This is a genomic window from Labrys sp. 22185 (assembly GCF_052045555.1).
In the GTDB taxonomy this organism is placed as follows: Bacteria; Pseudomonadota; Alphaproteobacteria; order Rhizobiales; family Labraceae; genus Labrys; species Labrys neptuniae.
Window position 1 is genome coordinate 1 of sequence record NZ_JBQEPH010000060.1, and the last position, 15,076, is coordinate 15,076.

General features: G+C 59.1%; 14 protein-coding genes. 13 read left to right on the forward strand and 1 reads right to left on the reverse strand.

What is annotated here, in order from left to right; translation table 11 throughout:
- From ACTJKX_RS36360 to gspD, 3 genes are all read left to right on the forward strand, one after another.
- The coding region (locus ACTJKX_RS36360; RefSeq protein WP_440728295.1) for an RHS repeat-associated core domain-containing protein at positions 1-2,103 on the forward strand (2,103 nt) is incomplete at its 5' end.
- Between the two features lie 77 nt (positions 2,104-2,180).
- A complete protein-coding gene (locus ACTJKX_RS36365) occupies positions 2,181-2,681 on the forward strand; it encodes a hypothetical protein (RefSeq protein ID WP_440728296.1) in 501 nt (166 codons plus the stop codon).
- Between the two features lie 562 nt (positions 2,682-3,243).
- Positions 3,244-5,187: a type II secretion system secretin GspD gene (gene gspD, locus ACTJKX_RS36370; protein ID WP_440728297.1), complete on the forward strand. Its 1,944-nt coding sequence runs from the start codon at positions 3,244-3,246 to the stop codon at positions 5,185-5,187.
- A gap of 53 nt (positions 5,188-5,240) precedes the next feature.
- Here the strand turns inward: gspD and ACTJKX_RS36375 are convergent, their stop codons facing one another.
- Positions 5,241-5,933: a hypothetical protein gene (locus ACTJKX_RS36375; RefSeq protein ID WP_440728298.1), complete on the reverse strand. Its 693-nt coding sequence runs from the start codon at positions 5,931-5,933 to the stop codon at positions 5,241-5,243.
- Positions 5,934-6,274: 341 nt separating this feature from the next.
- On the opposite strand from ACTJKX_RS36375, the gene ACTJKX_RS36380 reads away from it, so the two are divergent.
- From ACTJKX_RS36380 to ACTJKX_RS36425, 10 genes are all read left to right on the forward strand, one after another.
- The gene (locus ACTJKX_RS36380; RefSeq protein ID WP_440728299.1) at positions 6,275-6,856 is read left to right on the forward strand and encodes a prepilin peptidase; all 582 of its coding nucleotides are present in this window, start codon (positions 6,275-6,277) and stop codon (positions 6,854-6,856) included.
- Entirely contained in the window at positions 6,856-8,583 is a 1,728-nt protein-coding gene (locus tag ACTJKX_RS36385) for a GspE/PulE family protein (RefSeq protein ID WP_440728300.1), read from the forward strand. The genes ACTJKX_RS36380 and ACTJKX_RS36385 overlap by 1 nt, the downstream gene beginning before the upstream one ends.
- A 78-nt stretch (positions 8,584-8,661) precedes the next feature.
- Positions 8,662-9,867, forward strand: a complete 1,206-nt coding sequence (locus ACTJKX_RS36390; RefSeq protein WP_440728301.1) for a type II secretion system F family protein — start codon at positions 8,662-8,664, stop codon at positions 9,865-9,867.
- The gene (gene gspG, locus ACTJKX_RS36395) at positions 9,864-10,328 is read left to right on the forward strand and encodes a type II secretion system major pseudopilin GspG (RefSeq protein ID WP_440728302.1); all 465 of its coding nucleotides are present in this window, start codon (positions 9,864-9,866) and stop codon (positions 10,326-10,328) included. Before ACTJKX_RS36390 ends, gspG begins: the two co-directional genes overlap by 4 nt.
- Positions 10,291-10,758: a pilus assembly FimT family protein gene (locus ACTJKX_RS36400; RefSeq protein ID WP_440728303.1), complete on the forward strand. Its 468-nt coding sequence runs from the start codon at positions 10,291-10,293 to the stop codon at positions 10,756-10,758. Before gspG ends, ACTJKX_RS36400 begins: the two co-directional genes overlap by 38 nt.
- Positions 10,745-11,095 (forward strand): type II secretion system protein, encoded by a 351-nt coding sequence (locus ACTJKX_RS36405; protein ID WP_440728304.1) that lies wholly within the window; start codon positions 10,745-10,747, stop codon positions 11,093-11,095. Before ACTJKX_RS36400 ends, ACTJKX_RS36405 begins: the two co-directional genes overlap by 14 nt.
- A complete protein-coding gene (locus ACTJKX_RS36410) occupies positions 11,092-11,721 on the forward strand; it encodes a prepilin-type N-terminal cleavage/methylation domain-containing protein (RefSeq protein WP_440728305.1) in 630 nt (209 codons plus the stop codon). The genes ACTJKX_RS36405 and ACTJKX_RS36410 overlap by 4 nt, the downstream gene beginning before the upstream one ends.
- Positions 11,718-12,713, forward strand: coding sequence for a hypothetical protein (locus ACTJKX_RS36415; protein WP_440728306.1), 996 nt, complete (start codon positions 11,718-11,720; stop codon positions 12,711-12,713). The genes ACTJKX_RS36410 and ACTJKX_RS36415 overlap by 4 nt, the downstream gene beginning before the upstream one ends.
- The gene (locus ACTJKX_RS36420) at positions 12,710-13,273 is read left to right on the forward strand and encodes a hypothetical protein (RefSeq protein ID WP_440728307.1); all 564 of its coding nucleotides are present in this window, start codon (positions 12,710-12,712) and stop codon (positions 13,271-13,273) included. The genes ACTJKX_RS36415 and ACTJKX_RS36420 overlap by 4 nt, the downstream gene beginning before the upstream one ends.
- Positions 13,274-14,144: 871 nt before the next feature.
- Positions 14,145-15,076 (forward strand): SpvB/TcaC N-terminal domain-containing protein (locus ACTJKX_RS36425; RefSeq protein ID WP_440728308.1); only part of this gene is annotated, 932 nt, incomplete at its 3' end.

Consider the following 15,076-nt stretch of genomic DNA (forward strand, 5'->3'; position numbering starts at 1 on the left):
CAGGTGATGCGGTCGGACCTGCCCAATGGCGATCCGCAGCGCGACAATATCGGCTTCCTCTATGACGAGGCACGCTCGGGCGCCTTCAATGTCGGCAAGCAGACGACGGCGGCGAACAAGCATGCCTGGCTGACGGCCAATTACGACGCGCTGGGCAATGAGGTGGTCAAGACCCTGCTGACGACGGAGGGCACGACCTATACCACGACGACGGCCTATGATGCCGGCAAGCGCATCCTGTGGCGGACCTTCGGGGACGGCACGAGCCTGGGGTCTGCGGCAACGCCCTTCGGCTACAATGGGGCGGGCCAGCTCACTTCCATCCCCGGGCTGGTCTCCAACGTGACCTACAATGCGGCCGGACAGTCGCTGGCGACGACCTACGCCAATGGGGTGACCAGCACGTCGGCCTATGACGCCACGCGGGGCTGGCTGAACAGCCTGACGGCGGCCAAGGGCGGCACGAACCTGCTGTCGCTGAACTATACCCGCGCCGCCACCGGCCGGATCGATGGAATCACCTCGCCGGGGGGCGCCTCGAGCGATGCCTGGAGCTATGGCTATGACGAGCTCGACCAGCTGACCTCGGCCAGCAATGCCGGCAATGCCTCGTTCAACGAGACCTACAGCTATGACGATGCGGGCAACCTGACGTCGAAGACGGATGTGGGCACCTACACCTATCCGGCGCAGGGCCCGAACGCGGTGCGCCCGCATGCGGTGGGCGTGGCCGGCACGACCTTCTTCACCTATGACGACAACGGCAACATGCTGACGGGTCATGGGCGGACCTACAGCTGGGACGGGATGAACCGTCCGACGCAGATCGTCAGCGCCTATATGGGGGAGAGCCCCGGGGCGACGAGCAGCTACTTCTACGGCCCGGACGGGAGCCGGGTGAAGAAGGTGACGAAGGCCTCGCCGCGGGGTTGCACCACGGCGCCCAATCCGCTGCCGACGGAGACGACGACCTATGTGTTCGGGGACGAGCGGGTGAGCTATGAGGGCTCGAGCGATCCGTGCGTGCCGACGACGCCGCTGTGGGTGAAGTACCCGATGCCCGACATCAAGATCGAGGGCACGGGCGCCACGGCCAAGAGCTACACGCTGCTCAAGGACCATCTGGGCTCGGTGCGTGTGGTGGCCGACCAGGCGGGCACAACCTCCATCGCCACGCGCTACCAGCCCTTCGGGCTAGCCAAGCCCATCACGACCTCGACGGCGACCAAGGAGGATCACGGCTATATCGGCGAGCGGCAGGACGAGACGGGCCTGCTCTACCTCAACGCAAGATATTACGATCCCCACATCGCTCGCTTCGTCTCGCCAGACTGGTGGGACCCAACCCAGGAAGGCGTCGGAACCAACCGGTACGCATACGCCGATAACAATCCTATCAATGTCAAGGATCCGAGCGGGCATACCCTCCAAAAATTCGACGCCTACTCGATGCCAATATCAAGTAAGCCCAGCCTCGCCGAGAGGGCGTGGAACGCGCTATCGCGAATGCTGGCCAATGACCAATGCATGGCATCAGCAGATCCTCAACCCGAGCTCCCTGGGTTTTCGCCTGCACCAACTATGCCGCAAAATCCGGGCTATACTCCAGCACCGCCCGCCATCACAACAGAAGGCCACACACCTTCTTCAAGTATGCCAGATAACCCAGGCTTCACGCCAGCGCCAACTATCCCCTCCGTTTACAATGCAGACTACGGCACATATCAATCTGCTGATGGTCGTTCATGGAATATGGATCCGAAGAGTCGGGTTTCCTGGGGGCATACTTTCAGCGAGCACGGTGTTAAAAGGCCGAACAGAGAACTAGCCGATAGAGCAAGACAAGCGAATGCCGCCCAGGGCAAATGGAAGGTTTCTGACGAACAAGTGGCAGGCCTGCTTAAAGGCTTCCTAGGGAAGCCCCCGGGGGCATACCCGGTTGATGTACCGCAAGGATGGGGCGTCACAGTTGACCAATATGGTATTGAGACGCCTACGGCGGTTGGAATAGCCGTAGTTGGTGCTTCTGGAGGCCTTCGTTCATCCTACCCGGCTGAAGACAAAACAAAACAGGACCGCACAAAAACAGACGATCAAGAATGATCATTTCGGTTTTAAATTTAGACGTAGATTTTTACATCCGAAATCTTAGGAATGATTACAAAATCAGGAGATAAAAAATGGAAATGACTAGCTACGATAAGTGTGGTTTCCATTTAAAACAAAATAGGATATTTAGTGCCGAAGATAAAAGACTATTTTTCGATGCGTACAAATCAGATCTTGATAGTGATGAGGTAGAAAGTATAATTTATGCTATAGCCGAATATATAGAAAAAAATAAAATATTTAGTTTTTATTTGTATTTTAATGGGGATATTAAATCACTTTTTTGTTCTATGGATTTGGTAATTTTGCTGGAAGATTATTTTCGATTTGAAGGTGGCGACGGCCACACAGTAATTTTCCCGGAGAGTAACTTTTTGATCGAGATAAAGGGCCGAGAAACAGTAAGATTATCCGTCGGGGGGGAGGGTTGTGTTGAATTTATTTTAGATAAATTAGTATTCGATACCATGGTGTCAGTGATTGTATTTAATTTTATAGTAATTTCTTTTGAATTATTGAGAGATGAAGATTTTATAAGAATCTATAAGCATTTTTTTAAACAAAATATCTGAAAATATTAATTGGGCCTGTATAGGGTATGGCATTTGGCTTTCCGAGGCCGCGAGCCTGCTAATAGTGAAGGCGATGGATAGCCTATGTCGACCCGCTGGTGGCAGGCATCAACAATCCCCTGAAGTGGTCGAAGGCGCGAGAGACGATCTCGATAGCCAAGACGTAGGCTGGGTGAGCACTTAGGCTGGTATTTAATGGTAAGGATCATGGCGTCGGTTGCGCTATCCCATTTATTTACGTCCGAGCCCGTATGCATAAGAAATACGTATCTTGAAGTCGCGGTTAGGTAAGTAGGTAGCGGGGCACTCTGACCGGTGACTCTGTTTCGCCATGGCTTTAGGTTAGGCATAGAACAAATCTAGAATTCCATTCCTGTGGAAAGATATTGAATCGACGTGCTTTAGGAAGGGGCGCCCTGCATGGTAGTTATCTGGGGGACGATTCTTCATGCGTCAATTTATTGTCATCTTAGGCATCTGCATCTGTGTAGCAGGTTGCGCCCAAACATCCGACTCGACAGATGCCAGTTCACCGGCCACCCGTGCTTTAGGGAATTGGGGTGTGTCCATCGGCAGTGGCCGACCAGCGTCAGTCAAGATGGCAGCCTTGGGTGGCGGCCCCCAGCAAGCCATTGCCCCTTACACTGAATACGGCCAGGCTCCAGGAGCGGCGACACCATCCGGATCGGGTGGCGTTTCCGTCGACCCCGGTGGCAAGACTATGACGTTGCAGTTCGTCAACGCCGATATTCAAGATTTTGCCAAGTCGGTTTTCGACGATGTCCTGCATGAGCCGGTGATTATCGACCCCAATTTGCAAGGGAAGATCACCGTCCGTAGCGGAGAACCAGTCGATAAGGCGTCGGCCATCGATATCGTGCGCCAAATGCTCGAGATGAACGGCGCTCAGTTGAGCAAGGAAGGCAAAGTCTGGCGAATTACCTCCCGTGGCATGGGAGCGCCGAGATCGGCGGGAGCCGCGCGCATCGTGCCCTTGCGCAATGTCGATGCCGAACAAGCAAGAGCGGCGGTTCAAGCTTTCGCCGGCGGGAATGCTAGTGTAGCTGCCCTGCCGGGTAATGGTGGCCTGGTATTGTCGGGCGATCCCCAGCAGACCGAACCACTTGCCCAATTCGTGGCGAGCCTCGACGTCGACCAGATGAAGGGCCAGTCCTTTGCACTCATCCCGCTGCGCGAGGCTGGCGCCGCGGCTGTCTCCAAAGACATGCAGCAGGTTTTCGCTGCGGCCGGAAAGAATTTTCAGGCGATCGCCGTGCCGCGCATGAATGCGATTTTGGTGATCGCCTCGAGCGCGGCTCAAATCCAGAGAGCTCGCCAATGGGCAGGACGACTGGATCGAGCCAATCAGGATGAGGGCAGGGTCTTCGTCTATCCCGTGCAGAATAGAAGAGCGGCGGACCTTGCGGTCGTATTGCGCCAGATGTTCGGAGCGGGGGGCGGCGGACAGGAAGGTGCAGGCGGGGCGGTTTCTCCCGCCTTTCAGACCAAATCCCTCGCCACACCTGCAAGCTTGACGACGGGCGGACCTGCCAACGGACAAGAGGCAGGTGCTGCGCCGGCCGAGATGGAAGGAAACTCGTCCAGGATCTCGATCCAGGCGGATATGGGAACGAACTCACTCGTCGTGACCGCATCGCCCGTGGAGTGGCGTACCGTCTCTTCCGCCATATCGCGGCTCGACGTCCAGCCGACGCAAGTTCTCATTGAAGCAACCATTGCCGAGGTGGCGCTGAACAATGATCTTCGGTACGGCGTGCGTTGGTATTTCCAGACCGGCAATCATAGCTTTGGCTTGTCCGATCTCGATAAGGGGAACCTTGTTGCACCCTCTTATCCTGGCGGCAATTATTCGTTCAGCGTTCCCAGTGCACGCGTCGTGCTGAATGCATTGGAGTCGGTCACCAATGTGGAGGTCATTTCCTCGCCCGCTCTGACCGTCTTGGACAATCAGACGGCATCGCTCAAGGTTGGTGATCAAGTACCGATCGCCACTCGCTCGTCTCAAGGGGTGACAAACCCGGATGCGCCGATCCTCAACGACATTCAGTTGAAGGATACCGGCATCATCTTGTCCGTGACGCCGCGTGTGAATGCAAGCGGCCTGGTCCAGCTCGACATTTCGCAGGAAGTCAGCGACGTCGTTCCCACGACGACCTCGACGTTGAACTCGCCCACGATTCAGCAAAGGAAAATCGATACCTCTGTCGCTGTCGGCTCGGGTGCAGAAATCGTGCTTGGCGGCCTGATCAAGACGAAGCGCGAGAAAGGAAATGGAGGCATTCCGATCCTGAAGGACATCCCGATCCTGGGCAATGCCTTCAGGACGGGTGTCAAGGATCTGACGGGGCGAACGGAACTCCTGATCATTCTGCGTCCCACTGTCATGGGTAGCCGCGCCGATGTCGAGGCCGTCACTCAAGCCGTGCGCGCGAGCATGTCCGGTGCCGACAGGGCCATTGGCCGCCGCTATGTCATCAAGAAATAGGGCACCGACCCCTTAACCCAAGAAAAAACAGAGCCGGCTCCTGAGACTGCACTCTACTCGGCTTGTTCAGGAGAAACTTGCGTATCCCTAAGAAGATATGCCCGGTGGCTCGAAAAATCCAAGGACACGAGCGCGCGACGCCTGGCTCGGATACCGTTCGGCAAGGAGGCTTGCGCGTCCACTGTAAATAGGTTTGACGGGAGCGAATACTGCGCACCGAGTCCTGCCGCGAGCTCGGGCGTGACTTGGCGCCATTTCAGGCTTTGGTCCATGGCGTCACGCAACTGCGGATGTTCGGTCAAAAGAGCCTCCCGCACCAAAGGTGAAGCTCCGATAGGATCGACACCCGATTGCGATACCAGGACAGTCAGATGGGGCTCGAACGCCGTGGCGAGATTGGAAACACGCAGCTTTGCGGGGAGAATCGCCCTCAGATCATAGGGTGTGAGATTTCGCGAGCGGAGCTGCTGGATCTGATCGAGGATGAGCGCCTGATCGGACGGGTCTGCGACGAGACGGCCCACGACATGCCTAAGCAAGGCAAGGTCCGACCGCAGGATATCGAGTTTGCCGCTTTCAGCCTCCATTCTCAGGCGTATCTGGGCGCCATCGAACTCCCAGGTCACATCTCCGGTATAGGGCGTCAGTCCGAAGCGATCGTTGCGGTCGTCAAGGGAGGCGATGGCCCTTGCGAGTCCTGCTTCGCTGGCCGTCTGCGCGCGAATAACAGCGGCTTCGACGCTCATCGCGCGTATATCCGTCGTTGCTCGGCGAGCAACCAGAACGGCCAGACTTGCCACCGCCAGGACGGCAACCAGAACCACGAAGAGCACGAAGCCTGATTCTTTACTCTGCGACTCAGCCGTGGAGGTATTATTTGAACTATTGCCGTGCATAAGGCACGCTTTCGAACTCGTTTGGCGCCCCTGCCAAAGGAGCATAGACCAAACATAGACCAACAGGCCGCCCGACAATACGTAGAGATGCAATATTTCTGTGGCTATTGTCACGAGTGTCGGCACGCGTGTCGATGCCAAGCTATCATTGTGCAGACGTGGATTGCTGACGGGGAATTGGGGCAAGGTCCGTGCGTGAGCTCGAACAAGACACTGGGTTCTGCCAGGCGCCGTGGCTGCGCTATTTCTTTAGTCCATCCAGTCTTGCTTACGCTGCTATTTTAAGTGGCGCGGCCGTATTGGCTTTGCCGGCAACGCTTTGTTTCGGCCTCGCGCTTCTCCTGATGATCGGCGCGGCAATTATCGACTGGCACACCTACCGCCTGCCTGACTGTCTTACATTGCCGATATTGGTGCTCGCGCTCTATGGGGCGCCCCAGGCTGCAGATATTCGTTTGCTTGGCGCGATAGGTGCTTCTGGACTGATCTGGCTCGTGGGTACCGTGTTTCGGAAGGTGCGCGGATATCACGGACTTGGTTTTGGGGACGTGAAGCTGGCTGCCGGGTGCGGCAGCATTGTAGGGTTGAGCGGGGTTGGCGGGCTGCTCCTTTTGTCGTCGATACTCGCCCTGATCTCATTGACGCTCGTGGGTTTTGCTCGGGGGCCAGGTTCATTCAAATTGACCGGGACTTCCTCGATCGCCTTCGGTCCGTTCCTGGTCCTGGCAACCTTGCTGATTGCGTTCGCACAACAAGAGGGAGTGCTGGCGTAATGGCGCTCTCGGAGGCGATCCTTTCGTCCACGCCTGAACTGGATAGGCTGGTCGATTTTTGGCTGAGCAAGGGAGCACTTCAGCCCGACAATCTGGAACGCGGGCGGAGCGCTGCCCGGGCCAGCGGCGAGCGGATCGATCGTGTCCTGAGCAAGCTCGGCCTGATCGCCGACCAGGACTATGCGCAAGGGTGGGCCGAGATCCTCGATCTGGACGTGGCAAGCGATTTTCCCGATCCGCCCTACCTTATCCCGCAACTGCCTATCGGCTTTCTGGTTCGCGCCGCGATCGTTCCGCTTCGACATGATGGCGATACTCTCGTCGTCGCAGTCGGGGATCCGCTCGATCGATTTTCGCTGGCGGCCACGGCCGCCAAGATCGGCGCACCCGTGGTTGCCGAAGTCGCGCGTCCCGCGGACATCATGCGCGCGACCGATAGGCTCGCAGAGTTTCAGGGCGAGAGCGCCCAGGCGGAAAATACGAGTGACGGCCTGGCGAGCGACGTCGATCGTTTGCGCGATCTAGCCAGTGACGCGCCGGCAATTCGCGCCATCGAGACAATGATCGACCGGGCGGTCGATGGCGGTGCTTCCGATATTCACATTCTGCCGACCGCTCTTGGCGGCCGGGTGAGGGTCCGTGTTGACGGCGTCTTACGCGATCTTTCGAACTGGTCACGTGAACTGACCCTCGCCGTCACCTCGCGCCTCAAGGTCATGGCCGGCCTTGACATCGCCGAATCCCGCCTTCCCCAGGATGGCCGGCTTCGAGCACCGCATCGCGGGGTCGAGATCGACTTTCGCATGGCGACCATTCCTCATATCCATGGGGAGGGCATCGTCCTACGCGTCCTTCATCGCGTGCGCGCCACCCCGGATCTCGGGACCTTGGGGCTCCCGCGTGAAGTTCTTGGTGGTCTTGAGAGCCTGGTTGCATCGCCCAACGGACTGCTGCTCGTCACAGGTCCGACCGGTTCGGGAAAGACCACCACGCTCTACGCGACCCTTCAGCGCCTGGCGCGTCCCGACAGAAACATCGTGACCGTCGAGGATCCGGTCGAACACGCACTCGAGGGAACCGCCCAAGTTCAGGTCGAGCGCAAAATCGGCTTTGATTTTGCGCAAGCCCTGCGCTCGATCCTGCGACACGATCCGGATGTCGTCATGGTCGGCGAGATCCGGGACGCCGAAACCGCGTCGATCGCGGTGCGGGCTGCCTTGACCGGCCATCTCGTGCTGGCCACCGTCCATACCAACTCCGCTCTGGATGCAGTTCCACGTCTCATCGATATGGGCATCGAACCCTGGCTGCTTGCCTCCACACTGCGCGGTTGCATGGCGCAACGTCTGGTTCGCCGCCTTTGCCATGCATGCCGCAAGCCAGCACCCGGTAAATTCGACTGGAGCAGCTACATGCCCCGGATCGCAAGCTATGTTGATGGTAGCGGTCCGCGGGTTTTCGAAGCCAACGGATGCCCACAATGCGCCGGCACTGGCTATCAGGGACGTGTGGCTGTCGGCGAGTTCATCGCGTCGACCCCATCTTTGCGACAGGCCATTGCGACGGGAGCCAGCGGGGAGGCACTGCGAACCGCGGCGCCCTCTTTTGCCTCGCTCCTGGATGACGGCTTGATGCGGTTATGGGGCGGCGAGACGAGCTTGTCGGAATTGCAGCGCGTCCTGGGCGAGGAACTGCTCGCTGTCGGGTTGACCGAGGCCGCACCATGACGACAGCTGTCATGCGCGGCCGTTTTATCGAGCACTATCGGCTAGGGAGACAAGCAAAACAGCACCGGGGGATGCCCTATGCCTAGCTTTCGCTATCGAGCTGTTACGAAGCTTGGCAAGACGGAAGGCGGTTCCATTGTCGCCCCCGATCAGTCTCAGGCCCTTCAAAACCTTGTTGCCAAGGGCCTCACCGTCACTTCGCTGCAGGCTGCCAAGGACCGGAGAGAAGGGAAGAAGAAGACTTCGTTTTCTCTTCGCCCGGATGATGTCGTCATGCTGCTGCGGGAATGGGCGACGCTTTTGTCGGCCGGGCTTACGATCGATGAGACGTTGGCCATCTGCGGGGCAGGTGGAAAATCTCCCAAAGTCGTTGCAGCCGTGGCCGCCCTTCGGCGTCTCGTCCGTGACGGGCAGCGGCTGCATGCGGCCTTGCGGGAACTGGCGTTCTTGCCACGTGAGGCAATCGTCCTCATCGAGGCCGGTGAGACAGCCGGGGCCTTGCCTCGTGTGCTGGACAGGCTCGCGACGGATTTTTCTCAACGACGATCGGCACAGGAGGGTATCGTCACGGCTCTGCTTTACCCGGCTGTTTTGCTGGTCACCGCCATGGTGGCGGTCGTCATGATCGTGGTTGTCGTTGCTCCAAACCTGGCGGAGCTTTTCGAAAACTCGAGCGGCCATCCGCCGGCGCGCGTTGCGGCCCTTCTTTCCTTTTGTGCCTTTGTTCGCCAGGCCTTCCCGTGGTTCGGCGTTGCGGCTGTCATCATGGCGCTAAGCTTCGTTGTCTTGAGCCGTTTCGAGGCGTGGAGGATGAGGTTCGACGCCTTTATTCTCCGGCTGCCTTTTTGGGGGGCGATATTGCGTTCGCGCGACAGCGCGCGGTTTGCTGCGGCTGGAGCCTTGATGATCGAATGTGGTGTCGTCCCAACAAGGGCGCTCCCCTTGGCCGCTAGCGCGATGAACAATCGCTGGATGAGAACGACGCTCACGACCGCATTGGGGCAGGCATCGCAAGGGGCGCCCTTGCGCGAAGCTCTGGCAGGCGCGCGCGCCTTGCCGGCGGATGTCCTGGCGCTCATCGATGCAGGCGTACAAACCGGGCGATTGGCCGAGGTGCTTCATCACGGCGCAACCCTGCATGCTGCCCGTGCAACTGCAAGAATCCAGCGTTTCAGCGCATTGCTCACACCTGCCATTACCGTATTTGCGGGCCTGGTCGTCGGGGCACTGGCCTATCTCGTGCTCTCGGCTGTCGTCAGCCTGAATGAGGTTGCTTTTCAATGAATCAGAATTTGCATCGAATTCATCCCTCTGATGTGCGTTTCCGTTTCACCGATGCCGGCTTGACGCTGGTCGAACTCCTGGTGGTTCTGGTCATCCTCGGCCTGATCGCCACCATCGGTGGCATCCAGGTCGTCAACTATCTTCAAAGAGCACGAACCGACACGGCGAGGCTGCAGCTCGAGGATATCCAATCGGCAATAGACTTGTTTCGGATCGATGTCGGCCGGGCGCCGAGCCAGGCTGAGGGATTGCCCGCCTTGTTCGATGCGCCGGTTAACCTGCCCTCTTGGCGAGGGCCCTATTTGCGCAAGCGCTCAACCTTGACCGATCCATGGGGCAGACCGTGGGTTTTTCGGGAGTCCGTCGACGGCAAACCTGCTGAGATTCTTAGTCTTGGAGCCGATGGCAAGCCTGGCGGAGATAATGATGATCGCGATATTTCCTCGCGAGACCGGACTTGATCCGGACGCTGGTCTCTCGCTGATCGAGACCCTCGTGCTTTTGGCCATCGTCGGATTGACGCTGGTGTTGGGTGCGACCAGTTGGGTGCATTGGCGCGAGGCAAGGCGTCTTTCCGACTATGCGGACAAGCTAGCCTTGCTCATCAGCGACGCGCGAATACAGGCACGTTCGAGTGGGTCGGTGATTACAGTGACGTTCGATCCCCAGCGCCGGCTGTTTCAGACGTCCGACTCGCGGCGAAGCGTTGCCTTGTCCGAGGATGTCGATGTCCAAGCCGCCGTTGCTCAGCTCGGCGCCGGGCTGGCCATCGCGATGCTGCCGGACGGATCATCCACGGGAGGGGATATCAGCCTTGCCCTTTCTGGCCAGCGCGGCATCAAGCTGACGGTGTCGTGGATCAATGGTGAGGTTCGCCGTGCGGATCGATGATCGAGGCTTTTCACTGTTGGAGACGATCGTGGCCATTGGCGTGATCGGGCTCGTTTCGACGGCCATTTTCGATTTGTTGATCGGGCCCGGTCTGCGAAGAGCCGCCGATGTCGTTCAGCTTGAAAACCTCATGACCGCTCGTGATCTGTTGGCCCGTTTCAAGGCTCGGCCTCCGTCGGCTGCAATGGAGGAAAAGGTGACAGTGTCTTCAGGGCAGATCTGGACTGTCAGAATACGGGCCGACACCGAGTCCGCTCTATTGTTTCACGCAGAAGTCATTCCGCCGGGACAAGATGCTTCCATCCTGTCAGCGTTTATCCGGCGTCGGCGCCCATGAACAGTGCTTTCGTGCCTCCTGCCTTGAACGGAGATAGTGGCCTCACGCTCGTGGAAGCGCTTGTGGCGCTCGCGATCAGCAGTTTTGTCATCGTGGCGCTCGGCAACCTGGTATGGTTCGTCGTCGGCCAGGAGCGGCGGCTAGCTCTGTCGGAAGCCGATATTCGTCAGGCGGCCTGGTTCGCACAAACCATCGATCGGATCGTCGAAGAGGCCGATCCATCCAGCATTCGCTTAGAAGTTGGGGCCATTTCGTTGACGACGACAGGTGTGCCGCTATCGCTCGCGCGCGATCGAGCCATACCGATCAAATTCCCCCTCATAGCGAGCGGGGGCCTGCAAAGCTTGACGATGGACGCAAATGTCGATGTCTCGGCCGAACTGCAGGGTGATGATCGGCGTCAACCCTTGCTGTCTCAATTGACAAAGCTTGCGATCAGCATTCGCTCGGGTGGGGCCTGGCTCGACGGCTGGCAAGGCCGCGGCCCGCTGCCCGACGCGGTGCGATTTTCTTGGCAGCGAGTTGGTGGGTCGAGCCGCACCCATATTGCCTATGTTCGGCGCCAGATGACAGAAACGGCGTGTATCCGCGATCCCCAGCTTGCCGTCTGTGTGAGGTCGCGATGAGAGCGCTCATTGAAAGCCGCATCCGCTTTGGGCTTATGGCTTGGCAGAGGGCTCTGCTCGCCGGAATTCCGGCACGCTGGCGTGACCGATTCCTGTCCTCTGGCCGACTTGAGATCGCGGCAAGCCCGCCATTTGCAGCGCAGATGGTCAAGGGGGCGACACGACAGACCGTCAGCCGAGCTCGGCTTTCACGTCGGAAGATTACATCGGCGACTTTGCTAATCCCGTCCGAGCGTGTCTTGCGGCGCACGGTTGAATTGCCATTGGCCGCGCTTGCGGATCTGGATGCCGTGCTCAAGCTCGATGTGCCGATCTCGACGCCATTCGAGGCAGACGATGTCCTGATTGGACACAAAGTGCTTTTCCCCGCCCGGCAAGACAAGATCAAGGTTGCGACGGCCATCATTCCCAAAGTCGTCGTCGAAGACCTTCAGTCGCAAGCTCAGGCGGAACTTCACGCCAGGCCAGGTTGGGTCGACCTTGGCGAGGGCATCATCGTAGAGGTGAACTCGGAGAAGGCCGCCAAACGAATGGCAGCTCTTCGCCTTGATGGTCTTTTGCTGTTATTGGCTTTGACCCTAGGCGTACTCGCTTATTGGGTAGGCACGATGCGGCAGGATCAAGTTCTAAGCGAGGAGCGATTTCGCTTGACGCGAACATTGGCAGCCATCGAGGAAACCTCACAGCTACGCAAAGATATCGAACTTGGCCGGCAAAGAATGGAATTTCTGGCTGCGAGACAGAACCAAAGCACCGAAGTTACGCGGATTCTAGCTGGCATTGCCGCACGCCTGCCAGCGGATGCCTTTCTGTCAAAGCTTGTCGTCCGTGATGGTAATTTCGAAGCTGAATTTGGTGGTTCTGCTGCGCAGGATGTACTGCGGCAACTCGCTGAAGACCTTCTGGAGCCAGGCTATCATTTGTCACTTGCTGCGGAAGGGACGACCGTTTTGTCAGGAGCCGTCAAAGGGCATGGCGGAGGCGGGTCATGACAGTCCCTCAAGCCCTATCGCCAACTGGGCCTAGTCATCTCCAGCAGATTCTTGCCTGGTTCTTCCTTGCGGCATTGGTCGCTCTCTTTCTTTTCATAGTGGTAGCGGGACTGCTCAATTGGCGGGAGACCGATTCACAAATCGACGTTCTCGGCCACAAGGTCGCAACGCTTGAAACGCGTCGCGAGGATCCCGCTCCCGTGGTCGCGGCACTCGCCAAAATCAAGCAGATTCCCCTGGCGAGCCTTGGGTATGTTGAAGGCGCGACGGAAGAAGGGGCCCGTATTGGTCTGGAACAATCGGTCTCGGCTCTCTTGTCGACAGGACAGATGCAGATCCTCTCGTTTCGGCGGCAATCTCCGATATCCTATGGGTCCATTCGTGGCCTGCGTTTCGAAGCTCAACTGATCGCAAATTCGCGCAACCTGCCCTCGTTTATGGCAGCGCTCGCACAAGCCCGGCCCATGCTGTTCCTGCGTCAGTTCAGTGCCGAGCATCGCCAGGATGGTAGCCTTCTTGTTGGCATGCAGGTCGAGGCTTATTGGGCCGGTGCGAAATGAGTATGTGGCCAATCCTCCGCCGTTCCCTCATCTTGTTAGCGATCGCTGGATTTGCGGTGCTGCTTTGGCACCAGATAATGCCGTCTGAGGAGCGGGTTCAGACGACGTTTCGGCAGGCGTCCGTACCTGAGCTGACCATCGGCAGCGCTGCCCCCGCAGCTTCTCCGTCCGAACCGTCCGCGGGGCGCGACTTGTTCGTCGGCGCGGCGCCACCTCCCGCGCCTGTTCAGTCCTCTGCGCCGCCGAAATTAGCGCCCGCTCTATCGCTGGTAGGAACCGGCATTGGTCCGCCGAGCTTTGCCATTCTGCGCTCCGTTTCGACGGGGGAGCGGGAGAAGGTCACTGCGGGCTCGAAGATTGCCGGATGGGTCGTGGTCGAGATCCGCAAGAACGAAATCCTGGTCGCGCAAAGCGGAGTGCAATGGGCAATCGGCTTTCCACCCACGCAACCCAGAGATTGCGCTCAGGGGGCGTGCTGAAGAATTTTCTAGAAAAGATTCCTGAATGGTTAAGTGTCTGGGGCGTAGCTGGTAAGATGCAGCTGGAAAGCGGCGTTGGTACTTCTTAGCTGCTGAAGCGAAGGGCATGATGAAACGAGCGCCTTTCTCAGCGTGACGCGGACGTGAAATCATGACGAAAGTGTGTCATTCCCTCAAATTTGCCATATTGAGACTCGTGAGGTGATTTCCTAGCGTGACGTTGCGTGCAGGGGGCTGCGCGCTGGAATCGTCAGGGGCTGGGAATGATTGGGAATGCGGGCGGGCGCTGTGGGGCGTCCGGTTTGGTTCGTGCGGGTACGCGTGTCGTTTCTTTCCAGTCCAGCGTAGACGATAGAGATCGGCATTCACGTGCGTCCTTCGGGCGTGTGTCGTTGCGGGTTTTGATTGTTGCGGGTGGCCTGGTCGGTGCTCTGGCGCCATCGGCCACGGCCCAGGGCCAATCGAGTTCGGGTGGCTCCGGCAATCCAGCGGCGATGGGTGGTGTGCCCGTGGCGGGAGCACCGACGGTTCCCACCGCCGATCCGACGATCGTTCGTCCGATCCCCTCGTCGCAGCCCGGCATCAGCACGAGCCAGCAACCGCTGTTGCCCGACCTGACGCGGGTGGATCCGGCGGCGGCGGGCAAGGCGGCTGGATCACAGCGCGGGACGGATGGATCGGGCAGCGGCACGGGCGCCGGTCTTTCGAACAAGCCGGAGAGCCAGGCGGGGACATCGACTGCCAAGGGCGGAGCGGCCGGCAGCGAGAGCGGCTCGCAGGCCAAGGACGGCTCAGGTGAAGCGGCCGCGACGCCGGCGGAAGGCGCCGCGGATGTGCAGGCCGAGAGCCTGTCGACGATGGCGGCGACGGCGGCGGTGAACGATACGCCCGGGGACGATCCCCTGAAGGCGATCGCCAGTGCCAGCGCGCTGGCGACCAAGGCCGAGCCTGCCAGTTTCAACGGCTCCTTCACGCAGTCTGTGTCGATCGCGGTGCCGGCCTATCATGGCCTCGAGCCCAAAGTGTCGCTGCGCTATGATTCCAATGCCGGAGCGCGGGCGGGAGGCTATTGGGCCGGCCTTGCGGGCGTGGGCTTTTCCTTGTCGGGCCTGTCGGACATCACCCGTTCCTCGGCGGTGGGCGGGACGCCGCGCTATGCGGATACGGACGAGTTCGTGCTGGACGGCGACCGGCTGGTGGCCTGCACGGCGGGGATGACCAGCCCGGCCTGCACCACGGGAGCGGCCGGGGACGGGGTGAGCTACTACGCCACCCGGGTGGAAAGCTTCGTGCGGGTCAAGCGCATCGTGAGCGGGACGACGAC